The organism is Kitasatospora sp. NPDC089797 (assembly GCF_040684795.1).
Lineage (GTDB): Bacteria > Actinomycetota > Actinomycetes > Streptomycetales > Streptomycetaceae > Kitasatospora.
The window spans coordinates 1-15,697 of the sequence record NZ_JBFBGS010000020.1; the positions used below are offsets into that span (position 1 = coordinate 1).

The window sequence follows — 15,697 nt, forward strand, 5'->3', positions numbered from 1 at the left end:
TCCGGCGTCTGCACCAGCGTGGTGTCGACGGGCACCCAGGCGTCGCCGACCTTCATCCGGATCGGTCCGGTGGACCGGTCGGAGGTCAGGGTGCCGTCGGGGTTCGCCCACAGGGTGGTGAACTCCGTACGTGCGCCGGTGACTTCGATGCGCCGCTTCTGCAGACGGGCGGTCAGCAGGGCCGACGCCTCGTCGGTCGCCTCGGTGACCGGGGCGATCGGGGGTACGGGTGGCGTGGGCGCGGCGACGGCGGGGGCCGCCGTGAGCGCGTCCACCGCCACGCCGGTCTGCACCAGCAGACCGAGCGTCAGGAGCGCGGCTATTCGCCGGGTCCTGCGCGTGGAGAAGGCCCCGTCCGTGGAACCGGACGAGGCCAGAGACCGTCGTGACATCAAGACTCTCTCAAGAGATTGCCATTGTTGGTAAAGACTTCTTCGAAGCCGAACGACAATCTCTCATTCCGGATGGATAACCGATGACCAGGAGTGATGAAGATTCTGTAACGGATCACTTACGCGCAGTGCCGATTAATGGTGATATGTCAAAAAGGGGAGAATTTTCTGATCCACCGTCAGCGGTTTTCGCTGCTTCGGGCGGATTGTTCTTTGCCGGTACTTTTCCCCGGCATTGCCCTGTTGACGGACTGTCCGACTACGCGGTCTCGCGCGTCGCCCGCCGCACCAGCGCCCGCGCCCGCTCCCCGTCCATCGGGTGCGCGAACAGGTACCCCTGCCCCAGCGGGCAGCCCATGGCGGCGAGCAGGTCGCGCTGGTCGGAGTGCTCGATGCCCTCGGCGATGACCTGGACGCCGAGGGTGTCGGCGATCCGGGTGATGCCCTCGACCAGGGCGTACTGCTGAGGGGAGAGGCCGAGTCCGTCGATGAAGGACTTGTCGATCTTCAGCAGGGAGATCGGGAACTCCCGCAGGTAGGACAGCGAGGAGTAGCCGGTGCCGAAGTCGTCGATGGCGAGGCCGACGCCGAGTGCGCCGAGGGTGGCCATGTCGGCGCGCAGCCGGTCGTCGCGGCGGATGAGGACGGACTCGGTGAGTTCCAGGACGAGGGTGCGCGGGTCGATCCCGGAGCTGTCGAGCGCGCGGCGGACGACGTCGACGAACCCGGCGTCGCGGAACTGGCGGGCGGAGACGTTGACGTTGACCCGCAGGGGCGGGCGGCCGGCGGCGCTGCGGGCGGCCGAGCTGACGGCGTGCCAGGCGGCGGCCTCCTGCACGGCGTGTTCCAGGACCCAGGCGCCGAGCGGGACGATCTGGCCGCTCTCCTCGGCGAGGGCGATGAACTCGTCGGGCAGGACCATGCCGCGCCGGTCGTGCGGCCAGCGGACCAGGGCCTCGAAGGCCACCAGGTCACCCGTGCGAAGGTCGACGATCGGCTGGTAGTACAGCTGGAAGGCGGATTCCGCGATGGCGGAGTCCAGGTTCTCGTTCAGCTCGTGCCGCTCGACCAGCCCGGCCTGGAGGGCCGGCCGGTAGTGGCACCACTGGCGGCGGCCCGCCGCCTTCGCCGAGTAGAGGGCGAGGTCGGCGTGGGTGAGCAGCTCGGTCGCGTCCACGCTGTCCTCGGTGGTGGCGACGCCGATGCTGGCGCTCACCCGGACCGCGCCCGCGCTCAGCTTGAACGGTTCTGCGAACACCGCGAGCACGGTGCCCGCGATGGTGTCCACGTCGGCCGGGCGGAGCGCGTCCTCGACCAGCACCGCGAACTCGTCGCCGCCGAGCCGGGCCGCGGTGTCGGAGCTGCGCAGCGCGGTCGAGACCCGGAGCGAGACGGCGACCAGCAGTTCGTCGCCGACCGCGTGGCCCTGGGTGTCGTTGACCACCTTGAAGTCGTCCAGGTCGATGAAGAGCACCCCGGTGACGGCGCCGCTGCGCTCGCCGCGGGAGAGCGCGTGGCCGACCCGGTCCTGGAACAGCACCCGGTTGGCGAGGCCGGTCAGCGAGTCGTGGAAGGCCCGGTGGGTCAGCTCGCGTTCCATCTGCCGCTGCTCGGTGACGTCGCGCAGGGTGAGCACCAGGCCGCCGACGGTCGGGTCCTCGCGCAGGTCGGTGGAGCGGACTTCCGCCTCGATCGGGGTGCGGTCCTGGCGCAGCAGGCGCCAGTGCTCGCGCGGCTGGTCGCCGCGGGGCGGGTCGACGGGGCCGCGCATCCGGGCCAGCGCCTTGCCGACCTCCCGGCTGTCCTCGGGCGGGACGAGGTCGGTCAGCAGGGTGCCGACCAGGCTGGGGTAGCCGAGGACGCGTTCGGCGGAGGAGGAGGCGTAGCGGACGCTGTCGTCGGCGTCCAGGATCAGGATGACGTCGCCGGCGTTCTGCACCAGGGTGCGGAAGTACAGCTCGCTGTTGCGCCGGGTGACCTCCTGGCTGAGCACCACGCGTTCGACGGCCAGGGCGGCCTGTGCGGCCAGGATCTCCAGCGAGCCCCAGAGGCTGGTCAGCTCCTGCTCGGTGCCGGTGACCACGAGGGCGCCGATCAGCGGGTCGCCGGAGGGGCGTTCGGCCAGCGCGAGCGGGCAGACCAGGGCGGCGGGCATGCCGCCGAGGTGGTCGGGCAGGTCGCCGGAGCCGACCGGCAGCAGCCGGGTCTCCCGGTGGGCGGCGAGCCGGGCGAGCACCTCCTCGTCCTGCGGCCCGCCGGGTCCGGTGCCCGAGCCGGAGCCGGAGCCGGAGCCGGTACCACCGCTACCGTCGCCCGCCCGCCGTACGTGCAGCACCCCGGCCTCGGTGACGGCGAGCAGGACGACGTGCCCGCGCTCGGCGGGCATCAGGGTGGCGGCGGCCGACTGCACGGCGTCCGCGACCTCGGCCACCGTGACGGCCGAGGTCAGCCGGGCGCCCGCCTCCCGCAGGGTCCGTTCCCGGGCCACCGCCTGCTGGCGGGCCAGCCCGACGACCGCCAGCCGGGCCAGCACCAGCAGGTAGAGCAGTGCGGAGAAGGCGCCGATCACCCCCGCGTTGCTGGTGTTCCCGGCCAGCGACTCGATGATCAGGATGCCGGGCGCGATCAGCGAGGCCACGGTGAGCAGGACGAGCCGGCCGGTGGACAGGTCGGGCTGCTGGGAGGGGACGGGTCTGGTCAGCTCGACCATCGAGGGGTGCAGCGCGGCCGCGCCCCAGGCGGTGTAGAAGGCGGCCCAGCCGAGTTCCACGCCGGTGCCGATCCGCCAGGTGCCGTGCAGTTGGATCAGCCCGTACAGGACGTCGGAGGTGAGCAGGCCGAGGGCGCCGACGGTGAGCAGTTGCAGCGAGCGGGAGTTGCCGCCGCGCGGGGTCAACAGCCGGAGCAGCAGGGCGAGGACGATCACGTCGCCGAGCGGGTAGGCGATCGAGACGGCCTGCTGCACCCAGGTCAGGTGCTCGTTCCGGGCGTACGGGAGGATCAGGTAGATCCAGACCAGCAGGGCCAGGCCGAACGTGATGATCAGCGCGTCCAGCAGGCCGGCCCGGTCCTGCCGGGCGGTGCGCCAGCGGATGAAGCCGAGCAGGCCGACCGCGTAGAGCAGGAACTCGGCGAGGTAGAAGCCGTCCGCGACGGACGGGAACGGGTTGTGCAGGTGCAGGATGTCGAGTTGTAGGGCCTGCACCGCCTCGCCCGTGGTGAAGCTGAGGTTGGCGAGCGCCAGCACGTACCAGAAGAGCGCGTGCCGGGGCCGGTTGAGCCGGACGCCGACCACGATGGCGGCGACGCCGCCGAGCCCCATGCCCGTCCACCAGACGATCCGCAGTGCGGGGTCGGCGAAGTAGATGCCGGTGAACAGCACCATCCAGAGCAGGTAACAGACCATCAGGCGTTGGCGCCGGCGAGTCAACGAGGCTACCTCCTCCGCGACACCACCCCGCCGGTCGGGCGGGGGAGTTCGGGTGAGGGTGGGTCGTGGGGGACGGATCGGCCCGCGGTCCAGCGGCGTCCGGCGGTCCGTGCGACGGACGTTGTCGGTGTCCCCTGAGTGCGTATAGTCGGAAATGTCGCACCTCCCAGCATTCTTCCGCTTCAGCACGAGGTCAAGCCGGTGGACGACGCAGCCGACAGCGCACGGGGTGTACGGACGGATGTGAACTCCGGACGTCACGCCGTGGTGCGGAACGACGACGATCAGTACGCGCTCTGGCCCGGGGACTTACCGCTGCCCGGCGGGTGGCGGCCAGTCTACGGGCCGACCGGGCGGGCCCAGTGCCTGGCCTGGCTGGAACGGCACGCCCCCGTCGCACCGGGGCCTGCCGCCCGCGGCGGCGGCGCGGGGACGGTGCACGGGCTGTTCCGGGCCCGGGCCGCGCGGGATCCGGCGGCCGTCGCCGTGGTGGGGGAGGAGGCCACGCTGAGCTACGGCGAGCTGGACGCCCGCAGTGACCGGCTGGCGGCCGCGCTGCGGGGCCGGGGGGTCGGGCCGGAGCAGGTGGTGCCGGTGTGCCTGGGGCGGGGCGTCGAGCTGGTGGTGGCCTGGCTGGGGGTGCTCAAGGCGGGCGGGGCGTTCCTGCCGCTGGATCCGGCGCATCCGCCGCGGCGGCTGGCGGGGCTGGTGGCGGACAGCGGGGCGCGGGTGGTGGTCACGGACAGTGGCGGGTTCGGCGGCGCCGACGGTCCCGACGGTCTCGACGGGGTCGCGTGGGTGACGCCGGACGCGTGGATGACGCCGGACGACGGCCCGCGCGGGGACGGCCCACCGGATGGCGACGGCCCGCCGGGCGACGACGGCTCGCCGGACGACCTCGCCTACCTGATCTACACCTCCGGCACCACCGGCCGCCCCAAGGGCGTCCCGGTCACCCACCGTGCGCTGGTGTTCACCCTCGACCGGGTCGCCCGCGCCTACGGCCTCGCCCCCGGCGAGCGGGTGCTCCAGCTGGCCGCGCTCGGCGCGGACACCGCCCTGGAGCAGGTGTTCTCCGCGCTGCTCGCCGGTGCGACCGTGGTGCTCGGCGGCCGGGACACCTGGGCGCCGACCGAACTGGTCCGACGGCTGCCCCGGCTCGGCCTGGCCGTCGCCGACTTCACGCCCGCGTACTGGCACCACGTGCTGGACCTGCTGCCGCCCGGCGGCCCCGCCCCGGCCGGGCTGCGGCTGGTGGTGGTCGGCGGGGACGTGGTGCACGCCGAGGACTGCCGGGCCTGCGCGGAGCGGCTGCCGGGGGTGCGGCTGCTCAACGCGTACGGGGTGACCGAGGCGGCCGTCACCTCGCTGCACTGCGAGGTGACCCCGGAGCTGCTGGCGACCCCGGCCGCACCCGTCCCGATCGGCCGTCCGCTGCCGGGCGTCCGGGTGCACGTGCTGGACGGGCGGCTGCGCCCGGTGCGGCCCGGTGAGCGGGGCGAGATCCACCTCGGCGGGCCCGGCCTGGCGCGCGGCTACTGGCACCGGCCCGGGCTCACCGCCGAATCGTTCCTGCCCGATCCGTACGCGCCGCTGCCCGGGGAGCGGATGTACCGTACCGGCGACGCCGGGCGCTGGCGGGCCGACGGGCAGCTGGAGATCCTCGGGCGCTTCGACGACCAGGTGAAGGTGCGCGGGCACCGGGTCGACCCGGCCGAGGTCGAGGCGGTGCTGGACGCCCACCCGGCGGTCCGGCAGGCCCGGGTCGCCGCCGACGGCAGCGCGCCGGACGGCAGTCGGGTGCTCGTGGCGTACTACACGCTCGGCGACCGGGCGGTGCGCCCCGAGCGGCTGCGGGCGTTCCTGGCGGAGCGGCTGCCGGAGTACCTCGTCCCGGCGGAGTTCGTGGCGCTGGAGGCGATGCCGCTCACGGCGGCCGGGAAGATCGACCGGCGGTCGCTGCCGCACGCCCCGGTGCGCGCACCCGCCGCCGAACCGACCCCCGGACCGACCGCCGGACCGACCGCCGTGGAGGCCACAGAACCGACCCCCGGACCCGCCGGACCCACCGCCGTGGAGGCCGCCGTCGGGCAGCTCTGGGCGGAACTGCTCGGCGCCGAACTCGTCGGCCCCGACGGCGACTTCTTCGCCCTCGGCGGCACCTCGCTGCTCGCCATGGAGATGCTCGCCCGGGCCCGGATGATGTTCGGCCTGGACGTCGGCCACGTCCGCACCCTCACCCGCGCTCTGCTGCGCTCGCCCGTCCTGCGCGACTTCACCGCCGCGCTCCAGGCCGCCCGCGCCGGCACCGCGCCGGGGGAGGCCGCCGTGGACTGGCAGGCCGAGGCCCGGCTCACCCACGCCGTCGGGCAGTCCTGGAGCCCGGCGCCCTCCCGGGCCGAGCCCGCCGAGATCCTGCTCACCGGCGCCACCGGCTTCTGCGGTGCCCACCTGCTGAACGTCCTGCTCGCCACCACCGGCGCCCGGATCCACTGCCTGGTCCGCGCCCCCGACCGGGAACACGCGCTGGAGCGGCTGCGCGCCACCCAGCAGCGCTTCCTCCGCCGGGACCTGGCCGATGCCCGGGTGGTGCCGCTGGTCGGCGACCTGGCCGCCGAGCGGCTCGGCCTGACGGAGCACCGGTTCGACTGGCTGGCCGCCCACCTGGACGCGGTGTACCACCTCGGTGGGCAGGTCAACTTCCTCTACCCGTACCACCAGTTGCGCGCGCCCAACGTCGGCGGGACCAGGGAGCTGGTCCGGCTCGCCGGGCACAGCCGGGGCGTGCCGGTGCACTACCTCTCCACCCTCGCCGTGCTGGCCGGGTTCGGCGCGGCGGGCGTCCACGAGGTGACCGAACGCACCCCGCTGGCCCACCCCGAGCGGCTCGGCGTCGGCTACGTGGAGAGCAAGTGGGTCGCCGAGCAGCTGCTGCACAACGCGGCCGCGGGCGGGCTGCCGGTCACCGTGCTGCGCACCAACGACGTCACCGGGGACCTCGCCGCCGGGGTGATGAACACCGGCACCGAGCTCTGCGCGCTGATCAAGTACGTGGCCGACAGCGGTGGTTACCCGGACGTCCAGCTGCCGCTGGACTTCGTGCCCGCCGACCGGTTCGCCCGTGCGGTCGCCCACATCGCCGCGCACGCACCCGCCGACGGCGAGGTCTACCACCTCACCTCGCCGGACCCGGGCGGGCTCCCCGACCTGGCCGACCGGCTCCGGGCACGCGGCCACCGGATCGACCAAGTCCCGTACCAGGAATGGGTGCAGCGGCTGGTCCGGTTCGCCGCCGGGCACCCGACGCACCCGATCACGCCGTTCGTCCCGCTGTTCGTCGACCGGGCACCCGGCTCCGAACTGTCCATCAGCGAGCTCTACTTCCAGCCGGTGTTCCCGCGCTTCGACCGGCGCAACGCGGACGCGGCCCTGGACGGCAGCGGGATCGAACTGCCGGCGGTGGACGCCCGGTTGCTGGACCACTACCTGGACCGGCTGGCCGACGAGGGATTCCTGTGACGGTGCCCGCCTTCGACGCCCTGGACCTCCGGCACGCCCCCGGGGACGGCCCGGTGGCCTTCGGCGGGGTGCTCGGGCCGGAGCACCTGCTGGCCGCCTACCGGCACGGGCTGTTCCCGCTGCCCGCGGCGGACGAGTACGCGGGCGCGTACAACGAGGCACTGTACGGGGAGGCGGTCGAGGCCGGAGAGGTGGCGTTGCTGCCGGGTGGGGCGGACCCGTACGCCCTGGCCTGGTGGTCGCCGGACCCGCGGCCGGTGCTGCGGCCCGACGCCGTCCGGCTGCCCCGCCGGCTCGCCCGGCGGCTGCGGGGCGCGGTCGAGTGGTGGACGACCGCGGACCGGGCCTTCGGCGAGGTCCTCACCGGCTGTGCCGAGGGGCGTCAACCGGCCTGGCTGACCGTCGAGTTGCGGGCGGCGCTGGTCGAGCTGAACGCGCGGGGCGCGGCCCACAGCGTCGAGGTGTGGGAGGGCGGGGAGTTGATCGGCGGGGTGTTCGGGGTGGCCGTCGGGCCGGTGCTGAGCCTGGACTCGATGTTCCACCGGCGGCCGGACGCCGCCCGAGTCGCCGTCGCCGACCTGGGGGCGCGGTTCGGCGCGGCGGGCGGGCGGCTGCTCGACGCCCAGTGGGACGGGCCGTACGTGCGCAGCCTCGGCGCGGCGCCGATGGAGCGCTCCCGCTATCTCGCCGAGCTCGCGGCGGGCACGCAGGCGGTGCCGGGCGCGCAGGGCGTGCCGGCGGTGCAGGCAGGTCCGGCCGGGCCGGCGGGCTCCTGGGCGGCTGCTCGGCTGCCCGTGGCGCGACTATGCTGACCTGGGATTATCGCTCCTCTTGGCCTGTCTTCGACAAACTTATTCCTCGTCAGTAACATGACGCCGCGTGTTCAAACCCTCGATAGGCAGGGCCGCGCCCGCAGCCCTGCTCACCCTCATCCTCGCCGGAACGGCCGCGTGCGGGCCCACCGGCCCCGGCAGCACCACCCCGCAGGCCGCCGTCGAGCCGGGCGCCGCCGTAGGCACGGCCGGCAGCGGCTCGACCACCACCGGGGGCAGCCCGGCGGGCGGCGCCGCCTCCGCCGCGGCCCACGCCCGGGCCGGTGCGGCCGCCTCCGCCGCGTCGTCCCCCGGAGCGGGAGGCGGCGGCAGCGGCAATGTCACGGTCGCCCCGGCCGGTGACCAGCAGGCCGCCATCGGCAGCCCCGGCAAGGACGGCGGCGCGGTCACGACCGCGACCAAGGCCCTTCAACTCACCGCGTACGACCCGGGGAAGGGCACCGCCGTCCTGACGGCCTCCGGGTCGACGGCCGCTCCGTCGGGCACTCCTTCCGCCGCTCCTTCCTCTTCCTCGTCCCCCGCCGCGTCCCCGTCCCCGTCCGCGTCCGCGGCCCCGACCACGTCGCCGAGTGCGAGTGCGAGCGCGAGCACGACTGCCACCGCCTCCGCCTCGACCTCAGCGTCCGCCTCGGCCCCCGCGACCGCCGCCGTCCAGCCCGGCCAGCTGATCGCCAGCCCGCCCACCGCCGCCGCGCCGCAGGGCGCGCTGGTCGCCGTCACCGGCGTCGACCACGGCGCGGGTGACACCCTCAACCTCACCACCCGCCCGGCCACCCTCGCGGAACTCCTCGGCCGCACGGAGGCCGACGGCCAGGCGCCGATCGATGTGCACGGCATCCAGGTGACCCCGCTGGTCAAGGACCTCAAGGCCACCGCGGGCGTCGACGGCAACGGGGTGAAGGCCGACGCCTCCGGCACCCTGGAGCTCAACGTCAAGGCCCCGGTCCCGCTGCCCGAGGGTGCGAGCCTGGACGCCTCCGGCTCCCTCCAACTGCACCCGGCCGTCCACTTCGCCTACCACGGCGCGGCCGCCGGCAGCCCGCGGACCGCCTCGGTCGGCTTCGACCTGGGCGCCCAGGCGCACTGGAAGGTCACCGGCGACGTCGCCCGCACCACCGGTGCGGCGCCGATCCGGGTCCCCTTCGCCAAGCTGCAGGCCAGCCCGGTGCTGACCGTCGCGGGCCTGCCCGTGGTGGTCAACCTCGGCCTCACCTGCTACCTGGAGGTCAGCGCCGACGGCCAGGTCCACCTGGAGACCGAGCAGGACGCCGCCGGCACCTGGGCCGTGCGTGCCGACTACACCGGCGGCAAGGGCTGGACGCCGACCACCAGCGCGGACACCAAGGTCTCCCCGGTGCACGTCCGCCTCACCGGCAAGGCCTCCGTCCGCGCCGCCCTGGGCGCCGAGGTCAGCCTCGGCCTCTACGACACCGTCGGCGTCCGGACCACCGTCGCGCCCTACCTGAGCGCCCGGGCGGACGGCTCGCTCGCCGTCGACCTGCCCGGCAACGCCCCGCAGCTCCAGGGCAGTTGGGCGCTGGTCGGCGGCGTCGACCTGAACGGCGCGCTCACCGCCCACCTGAAGGTCTTCGGCACCCCGCTGTTCGAGAAGAGCCTGCCCTTCCCGCCGTTCCACCGCGAATGGCCCCTGCTCGCCGGCTCGGCCACCCTCCCGGCCACCCGCCCGAGCAGCAGCTGACGCGCCGTCATCAACCGACCCCGGCCGATCCGTTCGGCCGGGGTCTTCCCCTGTCTACGCTCCGGCCACCCCGGCCGCCCGCCCGCCCGGCGGAGTCGGGTCCGCCGGGCGCCGGTAGGCTGGGGCGATGCTGCTCCCCACTGTCCCGCGCGTCCGCTCGCGGGCCGTCGTCCGGCCGGTGCTGGGGACGCCGTTCGGTCCGCTGACCTTCGCCACCGGCTTCGGGGGCACGGCCCTTCCGCCGTTGCCCGACGAGCTGTTCGACTTGCCGGGCGGTCGTACGCTCGCCCGCTGGACCACTCCCGCCGCCCGCGTCGAGCTGCTGCTCACCCCGTACGATCCCGAGCTCGACCCCGAGGTCTGGGGGCCGCTGACGGGCTGCCGCGCGGCGGTCTGGCGGATCGACGCCCGCGTCCCGCTCGGGCGGGTGCGGTTCTCCGCGCAGCTGCCGGGGCGGCTTCCGGACGGCGTCGACGCGGGCTGGGACGGCGGTCAGGCCCTGGCCGCGATCACGCTGGAGGACGGGACGACCCGGCTCACCGTCGGGGGCAACGACGAGGAGGCGATCTGCTCGGCGGGCGAGGCGGGCGAGGCGCCCCGGCGGTGGGCGGCGCTGGGCGACGAGGTGTACGCCCGCTCGTCCGCCACCTGGGGCGTGGACTTCGGCGACCACCACGGCATGGTCTGGACGCTGCCGCCGCTGGAGGCGGGCGACCACTGCGAACTCCCGGTGGTGGCCGCCTGGGCCCCGGCCGCGGAGGAGACCGAGAACACCTGGTTCGCCGTGATGCCGTCGCCGACGGTGCTGCTCCGCCGGGCGGCCGCCGCTGCGGCGTAGCGGCCCGGCTGCGAGGCGGAGCGGCTGTGAGGCGGAGCGGGAAGTCGGCCGGACCGACTTCCCGCTCCGTTTCGTCGGTCGGGGGCTTCGTCCGGCTACACGCCCACGGCGGTTCCGGCGTGGGATTCGGCGGACTGGTACGTGTCATCGCCCTCGAACCGCGCGCCGGCGCCGGTGGCGAGGGTGCTGGCGACGATGACCGGATCGAGGAGCTTGGACCCGGAGTTCAGGCGGGCGGTGCCGCTCTGGTCCGTGGTCGCGCTGCCGACGCGCTGGCCGCTGGCGGTGCTGAAGAAGGTGATCTCCCGCCCCGCGATCGGCTTGCCGTCGCTGTCGGTGAGGGTGGCTTCGAAGTCGCCGCTGATCGGTGCGTTGAGGACGGCGTGGCCGGTGACGGTCCGTGCCTTCAGTTGGACAGGTTGCTTTTCGGAAGTCATGGCGTAATCTCCCGGATGCTCTGAGCTACCTGGTTCCACCGTATCCACTCGGACGGGTCAGTGCATCCGGGCCGGAACGCGGCCCCGGGTGCACGGGCGGGCCCCGGTTCGGCCGTAGGGTGCTTCCGCCGCTCGAATGATTCGGCAGCTGATCGCACGACCGCACCTTTCCGCAGGTCGGCGCGGGGTTTCCGGTGCGCGCCCCGCCCGGCGCCCGGCGCGGCGCGGCTTGCCGGGCCGCCACCGTCCATCGCTACTTGATCGCGGCGGGTCACCCCTGGCCCGCCCTGTCGATCGACCTGCTCCATGGAGGACCATCATGCGGACGATTCAGCGCGTCCTGGCCGTCGGCGCCCTCGCCGCCCCGCTCGTGCTCGGCTGTGCCGGCCTGGCCTCGGCCCAGGGGGGCCTCGAGGCGAACTACGGAGCGGGCCAGTTCCTCGCCGACGAGAACGGCACCGGGGTCGCGGGCACCAGCTCCAGCGTCACCCCCGACGGGGCCCAGCACACCGACTTCTACGTCTGGTCCGATGACACCGGCGTCACCGGCGCGTTCACGGGCGCGGGCGCCACCTGGCAGAACGGCTGACGCGGCGCACGCCCCACCGAGCGGCCCACCGCCCCCGCGGCGGTGGGCCGTTGCCGTACCGGCGGGCCGGTCGGCACTACGCTCTCCCCATGCTGTCTGTGGTGGTGGCCCCCTGGGAGGGCGATGCCGAGCCGGTGTTCCTGCGGGCGCCGGACGAACTGCACGACGCCGCGAGCACGATGAAGGTCGCGGTGCTGGCGGCGCTGGCCCGGGGCGGGGCGGACCTGGACGCCGAGGTGCCGGTGGTGAACCGCTTCGAGTCCGTGGTGGGCGGGGAGTTCGGCAACGATCCGGACTGGGACAGCGATCCGCTGCCCTGGGAACTGCTCGGCAGTCACGTGCCGCTGCGCCTGCTCGCCGAGCGGATGATCACCCACTCCTCCAACCTGGCGACCAACCTCTGCCTGGCCCGTACCGACCAGCGGTCGGTGGCCGAGGTGTGGCGCCGGGCGGGGGCGACCCGCAGCGCCACCCCGCGCGGGATCGAGGACTACGCGGCGCGCGCCCAGGGCGTGCACAACCGGGTGAGCGCCCGGGACCTGGTCCGGCTGCTCCACTCGCTCGCCGACGAGCCGGAGCTGCTGGGGCTGTTGGAGCGCAACGACTTCCGGGTGGACCTCGCGGCGGGGCTGCCGCCGGGCACCCGGATCGCGTTCAAGAACGGCTGGGTCCCCGGTGCCCGGCACGCCGTCGGCCTGGTCCACCCGCGCGACTGCCCGCCGTACCTGATCGCGGTCTGCTACACCGGCCCGCTCGCCGACGGCAGCGACCGCACCGACCCGGCGGGCCGGCTGCTGGCCCGGGTGTCGGCGGCGGTCTGGGCGCGGCGCCGGCAGATCAGCCGCTGACCGCGCCCTCGGCCCCCCTGCCGGACCCCGGTGCCGAAGTCGCCCCGGTGCCGAAGTCGCCCCGGTGTCGAAGCCGACCCCGGCCCGGGCCGGCTACCGCTCCGCGCCGGGCAGCACCGCGTAGGCGCGGACGGGGAAGGACCCCATGCCCGCGACGGCGGGCGGCGCGGCGTGGAAGCGGAACCCCTCCGGCGGCAGTTGCTCCAGGCCGCGCAGGTGCTCGACGAGCGGGATGCCCGCCTCCAGCAGGGTGGAGTGCGCGGGGCGGGCCAGGTCGGTGGTGTCGTCGATGTTCAGCGAGTCGATGCCCACGAGGGCGGGCCGCTGGGCGGCGAGCCAGGCGGCGCCCTGCGCGCTGAGGAAGGGGTGGCCGCCCGCGCCGTACCGGTCGGTGCCCCAGTGGCGGTCCCAGCCCGTGTGGATCAGCACCGCCCGCCCGGTGACCCGGTACGGCAGCAGTGCGCTCGGGTCGACGGCCCGGTCGGGTGCGTCGAGGGCCGGGACCACCAGCCCGTCGAGGTCGACGAGTCCGGCGAGCGCCAGCCCCGCGAGGTCCGGCCCGTCGGGGAACCGGTGGAAGGGGCTGTCGAGGTACGTGCCGGTGTTGGCGACCATCGCGATCCGGCCGATCTGGAACTCGGTGCCGGGCGCGTAGTGGTCGCGGGAGTCCTCCCGCGAGAGGTGGACGCCGATCTCGGGTGCGGGCAGGCCCGGGTAGGTGACCATGCCGTGCCGGATCGGGTGGCTCAGCTCGACGACCCGCCGGCCCGCGCTGTGCGGGGCCGACGGGTCGCTGGTCCGGCTGTCGTGCCCGGTGTCGTGCCCGGTGTCGTGCCCGGTGTCGTCCGTCGTCATGTCCACGATGATCGGCGACGCCCGCGGTCACCGCAACAGGCCCGTGCGGTAAGCCGGTTGGGGCGGGGCCCCGGTGCGGGGATCAGTACGGCTGGACGAGGACGTGGGCGGCGCCGGGGATGCCGATCTTGAGCAGCTCGTCCTCCTCCGCCGTGGTGGGCGTGCCGGTCTCCTGCTTGAGGACGGCGCGCGACAGCGCCTGCACCCACATGGCGCGCGGGCGGCGGCGCTCCTCCCAGGCGGCCAGCGCGGCCGGGACGTCCGGCGCCGCGTCGAGGCTCTGGGCCAGTACGAGGGCGTCTTCGACGGCCATCGCGGCGCCCTGGGCGAGGTGCGGGGTGGAGGCGTGGGCGGCGTCGCCGGCCAGCGCGATGCGGCCGACGTGCCAGGGCTCCTCGACGCTGACCTGGGAGATCCGGGAGTAGACCACGGCGGCCGGGTCGGTGACCAGGGCGAGCGCCTCGGCGATCGGGCCCGCGAAGCCGGCCAGCCGCTCGCGGAGCTGCTCGTGGGCGCGCTCAGGGTCCGGGCGGAAGTCCTCGGCCTCGGCGAACACCGAGCCCAGGTACATGAGTTCGGTGCTGATCGGGGTGAGCAGCGCCTTGGCCCTGAGGTTGCCGGCGGACATCACCACGCCCTGGACCTCGGGCGAACGCGGCAGCGTGACGCGCCAGTTGGCGAAGCCGGTGTACTCGGGTGCGTACTTCTCGCCGTACAGGCGCCGGCGCAGCGGGGAGCCGATGCCGTCGAAGCCGACGACCAGGTCGTAGCGGCCGTGGTGGCCGTCGTCGAGGGTGACGTCGACCCCGGCGCCGTCGTCCTTGAGCTCCGCGATCGTCGTGCCGAAGCGCAGGACGGCGCCGGCCGAGGTGGCGGCGTCGGCCAGCACCCGGGCCAGGGCGGGCCGGGGGATGCCGTTGTTGGAGGGGGCGTCGCCCATCCGGGGCTGGGGGATCCGGGCGACGGTGGCGCCGGCCGGGTCGCAGATGGTCAGCACCTCCCACTCGAAGCCGGCCGCCAGGCAGGCGTCCAGGACGCCGATCTCGCGCATCACGTGCAGGGCGTTGGACGGCTGGATGATGCCGACGCCGAGGGCTTCCAGGCGGTCGCGCAGTTCGGCGACCTCGACGTGGTGGCCGCGCCGGGCGAGGGCGGTGGCGAGGGTGAGGCCGCCGATGCCGCCGCCGTGGACGAGGACGCGAAGGGGGGTGGTCATGGGTGAACTCCGGTACGGGGGAAGGGGGCTCAGCCGACCGGCGTGGCGGCGGCGAGGTCCATCAGGTGGTCGACCAGGGCGAGCAGCAGGTCACGGCCGAAGCCGCGCTCGCGCACGTCGCCGATCAGCATCGGCACCTGAGGGTCGAGGTCGAGGGCGGCCCGGATCTCGTCCGGGGTGCGGGTGTTGTGGCTGTGGAAGCAGTTGATCGCGACCACGAACGGGATGCCCCGGCTCTCGAAGAAGTCGATCGAGGCGAAGCTGGTGTCCAGCCGCCGGGTGTCGGCGATGACGATCCCGCCGAGGGCGCCGTTGACCAGGTCGTTCCACATGAACCAGAACCGTTCCTGCCCGGGCGTGCCGAACAGGTAGACCACCAGCTCGGGGCTGACGGTGATCCGGCCGAAGTCGAGGGCGACGGTGGTGGTGTCCTTCTGGTCGACGCCGTCCAGGTCGTCGACGCCGACGCTGGCCGTGGTCAGGTACTCCTCGGTGCGCAGCGGGGCGACCTCGCTGACCGAGGCGACCAGGGTGGTCTTGCCGACGCCGAAGCCGCCCGCGATCAGGATCTTGACCGCGGCGGGGGCGGCGACGGGGGTGGCGGAGTGGGTGGCGGAGTGGGGTGTTGCCATGGTTCAGAGTCTCCGGAGTCCTTCGCGTACGGCCGTGAGCAGGCCGAGGTCCACGCCCCCGGCGGCGCGGGCCACCGAGAGCGGCGCCCGGGCCTTCAGCAGGCCCTGGGCGACCAGGTCGCCGAGCAGGATCTTGGTGACCGAGACCGGGAGGTCCAGGCCGGCCGCCACCTCGGCCACGGCGGCCGGGCGCCGGCAGCGGTCGAGGATCAGCCGGTGCTCGGGCTGGAGGGCCCGGGCGCCGGCACGGCTGCCGCGGGTGAGGGCCGCCTCGGCCTCCTCCTCGGCCGTGGTGAGCACGGTGATGAGGGTGAGGTCGTCGCGCTCGGGGGCGGTCCGGCCGCGGGTGATGGTGTACGGGCGGACCATGATGCCGGTCTCGTCCTCGGCCTCGGGCTCCTCCAGCTCG

The 15,697-nt window shown here is 74.5% G+C and carries 13 protein-coding genes; 6 read left to right on the top strand and 7 right to left on the bottom strand.

Annotated features, from left to right (window positions below; genetic code table 11):
• Both AB0O91_RS17730 and AB0O91_RS17735 read right to left on the bottom strand, forming a co-directional pair.
• The coding region (locus tag AB0O91_RS17730; protein ID WP_363433579.1) for a hypothetical protein at positions 1-392 on the bottom strand (392 nt) is incomplete at its 3' end.
• 259 nt (positions 393-651) lie between these two features.
• Positions 652-3,822, bottom strand: coding sequence for an EAL domain-containing protein (locus AB0O91_RS17735; RefSeq protein ID WP_363433582.1), 3,171 nt, complete (start codon positions 3,820-3,822; stop codon positions 652-654).
• 243 nt (positions 3,823-4,065) lie between these two features.
• Here AB0O91_RS17735 and AB0O91_RS17740 point away from each other — a divergent pair, with 243 nt between their 5' ends.
• The 4 genes from AB0O91_RS17740 to AB0O91_RS17755 all read left to right on the top strand — a co-directional run bounded on the left by AB0O91_RS17740 (position 4,066) and on the right by AB0O91_RS17755 (position 10,711).
• The gene (locus AB0O91_RS17740; protein WP_363433585.1) at positions 4,066-7,341 is read left to right on the top strand and encodes an amino acid adenylation domain-containing protein; all 3,276 of its coding nucleotides are present in this window, start codon (positions 4,066-4,068) and stop codon (positions 7,339-7,341) included.
• Positions 7,338-8,153, top strand: a complete 816-nt coding sequence (locus AB0O91_RS17745) for a leucyl/phenylalanyl-tRNA--protein transferase (protein WP_363433588.1) — start codon at positions 7,338-7,340, stop codon at positions 8,151-8,153. The genes AB0O91_RS17740 and AB0O91_RS17745 overlap by 4 nt, the downstream gene beginning before the upstream one ends.
• A gap of 67 nt (positions 8,154-8,220) precedes the next feature.
• Positions 8,221-9,873, top strand: coding sequence for a hypothetical protein (locus AB0O91_RS17750; RefSeq protein ID WP_363433591.1), 1,653 nt, complete (start codon positions 8,221-8,223; stop codon positions 9,871-9,873).
• A gap of 127 nt (positions 9,874-10,000) precedes the next feature.
• Positions 10,001-10,711, top strand: coding sequence for a hypothetical protein (locus tag AB0O91_RS17755; RefSeq protein ID WP_363433593.1), 711 nt, complete (start codon positions 10,001-10,003; stop codon positions 10,709-10,711).
• A 95-nt stretch (positions 10,712-10,806) separates the two neighbouring features.
• On the opposite strand, the gene AB0O91_RS17760 is transcribed toward AB0O91_RS17755, so the two are convergent.
• On the bottom strand, positions 10,807-11,148 hold the full coding sequence (locus AB0O91_RS17760) for an Ig-like domain-containing protein (protein ID WP_363433596.1): 342 nt from the start codon (positions 11,146-11,148) through the stop codon (positions 10,807-10,809).
• A 319-nt stretch (positions 11,149-11,467) separates the two neighbouring features.
• Between AB0O91_RS17760 and AB0O91_RS17765 the strand changes: the two genes are divergently transcribed.
• Together AB0O91_RS17765 and AB0O91_RS17770 are read left to right on the top strand one after the other, a co-directional pair.
• Complete coding sequence (locus AB0O91_RS17765) at positions 11,468-11,737, top strand: hypothetical protein (protein ID WP_363433599.1); 270 nt, start codon at positions 11,468-11,470, stop codon at positions 11,735-11,737.
• A gap of 89 nt (positions 11,738-11,826) precedes the next feature.
• The gene (locus tag AB0O91_RS17770) at positions 11,827-12,585 is read left to right on the top strand and encodes a serine hydrolase (RefSeq protein WP_363433602.1); all 759 of its coding nucleotides are present in this window, start codon (positions 11,827-11,829) and stop codon (positions 12,583-12,585) included.
• Between the two features lie 93 nt (positions 12,586-12,678).
• Here the strand turns inward: AB0O91_RS17770 and AB0O91_RS17775 are convergent, their stop codons facing one another.
• The 4 genes from AB0O91_RS17775 to AB0O91_RS17790 all read right to left on the bottom strand — a co-directional run bounded on the left by AB0O91_RS17775 (position 12,679) and on the right by AB0O91_RS17790 (position 15,657).
• The gene (locus tag AB0O91_RS17775) at positions 12,679-13,440 is read right to left on the bottom strand and encodes a cyclase family protein (protein ID WP_363433604.1); all 762 of its coding nucleotides are present in this window, start codon (positions 13,438-13,440) and stop codon (positions 12,679-12,681) included.
• Between the two features lie 82 nt (positions 13,441-13,522).
• Positions 13,523-14,656: an FAD-dependent monooxygenase gene (locus tag AB0O91_RS17780; protein WP_363433607.1), complete on the bottom strand. Its 1,134-nt coding sequence runs from the start codon at positions 14,654-14,656 to the stop codon at positions 13,523-13,525.
• A 29-nt stretch (positions 14,657-14,685) separates the two neighbouring features.
• Entirely contained in the window at positions 14,686-15,288 is a 603-nt protein-coding gene (locus AB0O91_RS17785) for an ATP/GTP-binding protein (protein ID WP_363433610.1), read from the bottom strand.
• A gap of 3 nt (positions 15,289-15,291) precedes the next feature.
• On the bottom strand, positions 15,292-15,657 hold the full coding sequence (locus AB0O91_RS17790) for a DUF742 domain-containing protein (protein ID WP_363433902.1): 366 nt from the start codon (positions 15,655-15,657) through the stop codon (positions 15,292-15,294).
• Positions 15,658-15,697 lie beyond the last annotated feature (40 nt).

What these genes read in the sequence shown, in the direction of transcription:
- AB0O91_RS17780 (WP_363433607.1), bottom strand. Translation starts at nt 14,656, where the DNA reads ATGACCACCCCCCTTCGCGTCCTCGTCCACGGCGGCGGCATCGGCGGC.
- AB0O91_RS17785 (WP_363433610.1), bottom strand. Translation starts at nt 15,288, where the DNA reads ATGGCAACACCCCACTCCGCCACCCACTCCGCCACCCCCGTCGCCGCC.
- AB0O91_RS17765 (WP_363433599.1), top strand. Translation starts at nt 11,468, where the DNA reads ATGCGGACGATTCAGCGCGTCCTGGCCGTCGGCGCCCTCGCCGCCCCG.
- AB0O91_RS17755 (WP_363433593.1), top strand. Translation starts at nt 10,001, where the DNA reads ATGCTGCTCCCCACTGTCCCGCGCGTCCGCTCGCGGGCCGTCGTCCGG.
- AB0O91_RS17770 (WP_363433602.1), top strand. Translation starts at nt 11,827, where the DNA reads ATGCTGTCTGTGGTGGTGGCCCCCTGGGAGGGCGATGCCGAGCCGGTG.
- AB0O91_RS17790 (WP_363433902.1), bottom strand. Translation starts at nt 15,657, where the DNA reads ATGGTCCGCCCGTACACCATCACCCGCGGCCGGACCGCCCCCGAGCGC.
- AB0O91_RS17775 (WP_363433604.1), bottom strand. Translation starts at nt 13,440, where the DNA reads ATGACGACGGACGACACCGGGCACGACACCGGGCACGACACCGGGCAC.
- AB0O91_RS17760 (WP_363433596.1), bottom strand. Translation starts at nt 11,148, where the DNA reads ATGACTTCCGAAAAGCAACCTGTCCAACTGAAGGCACGGACCGTCACC.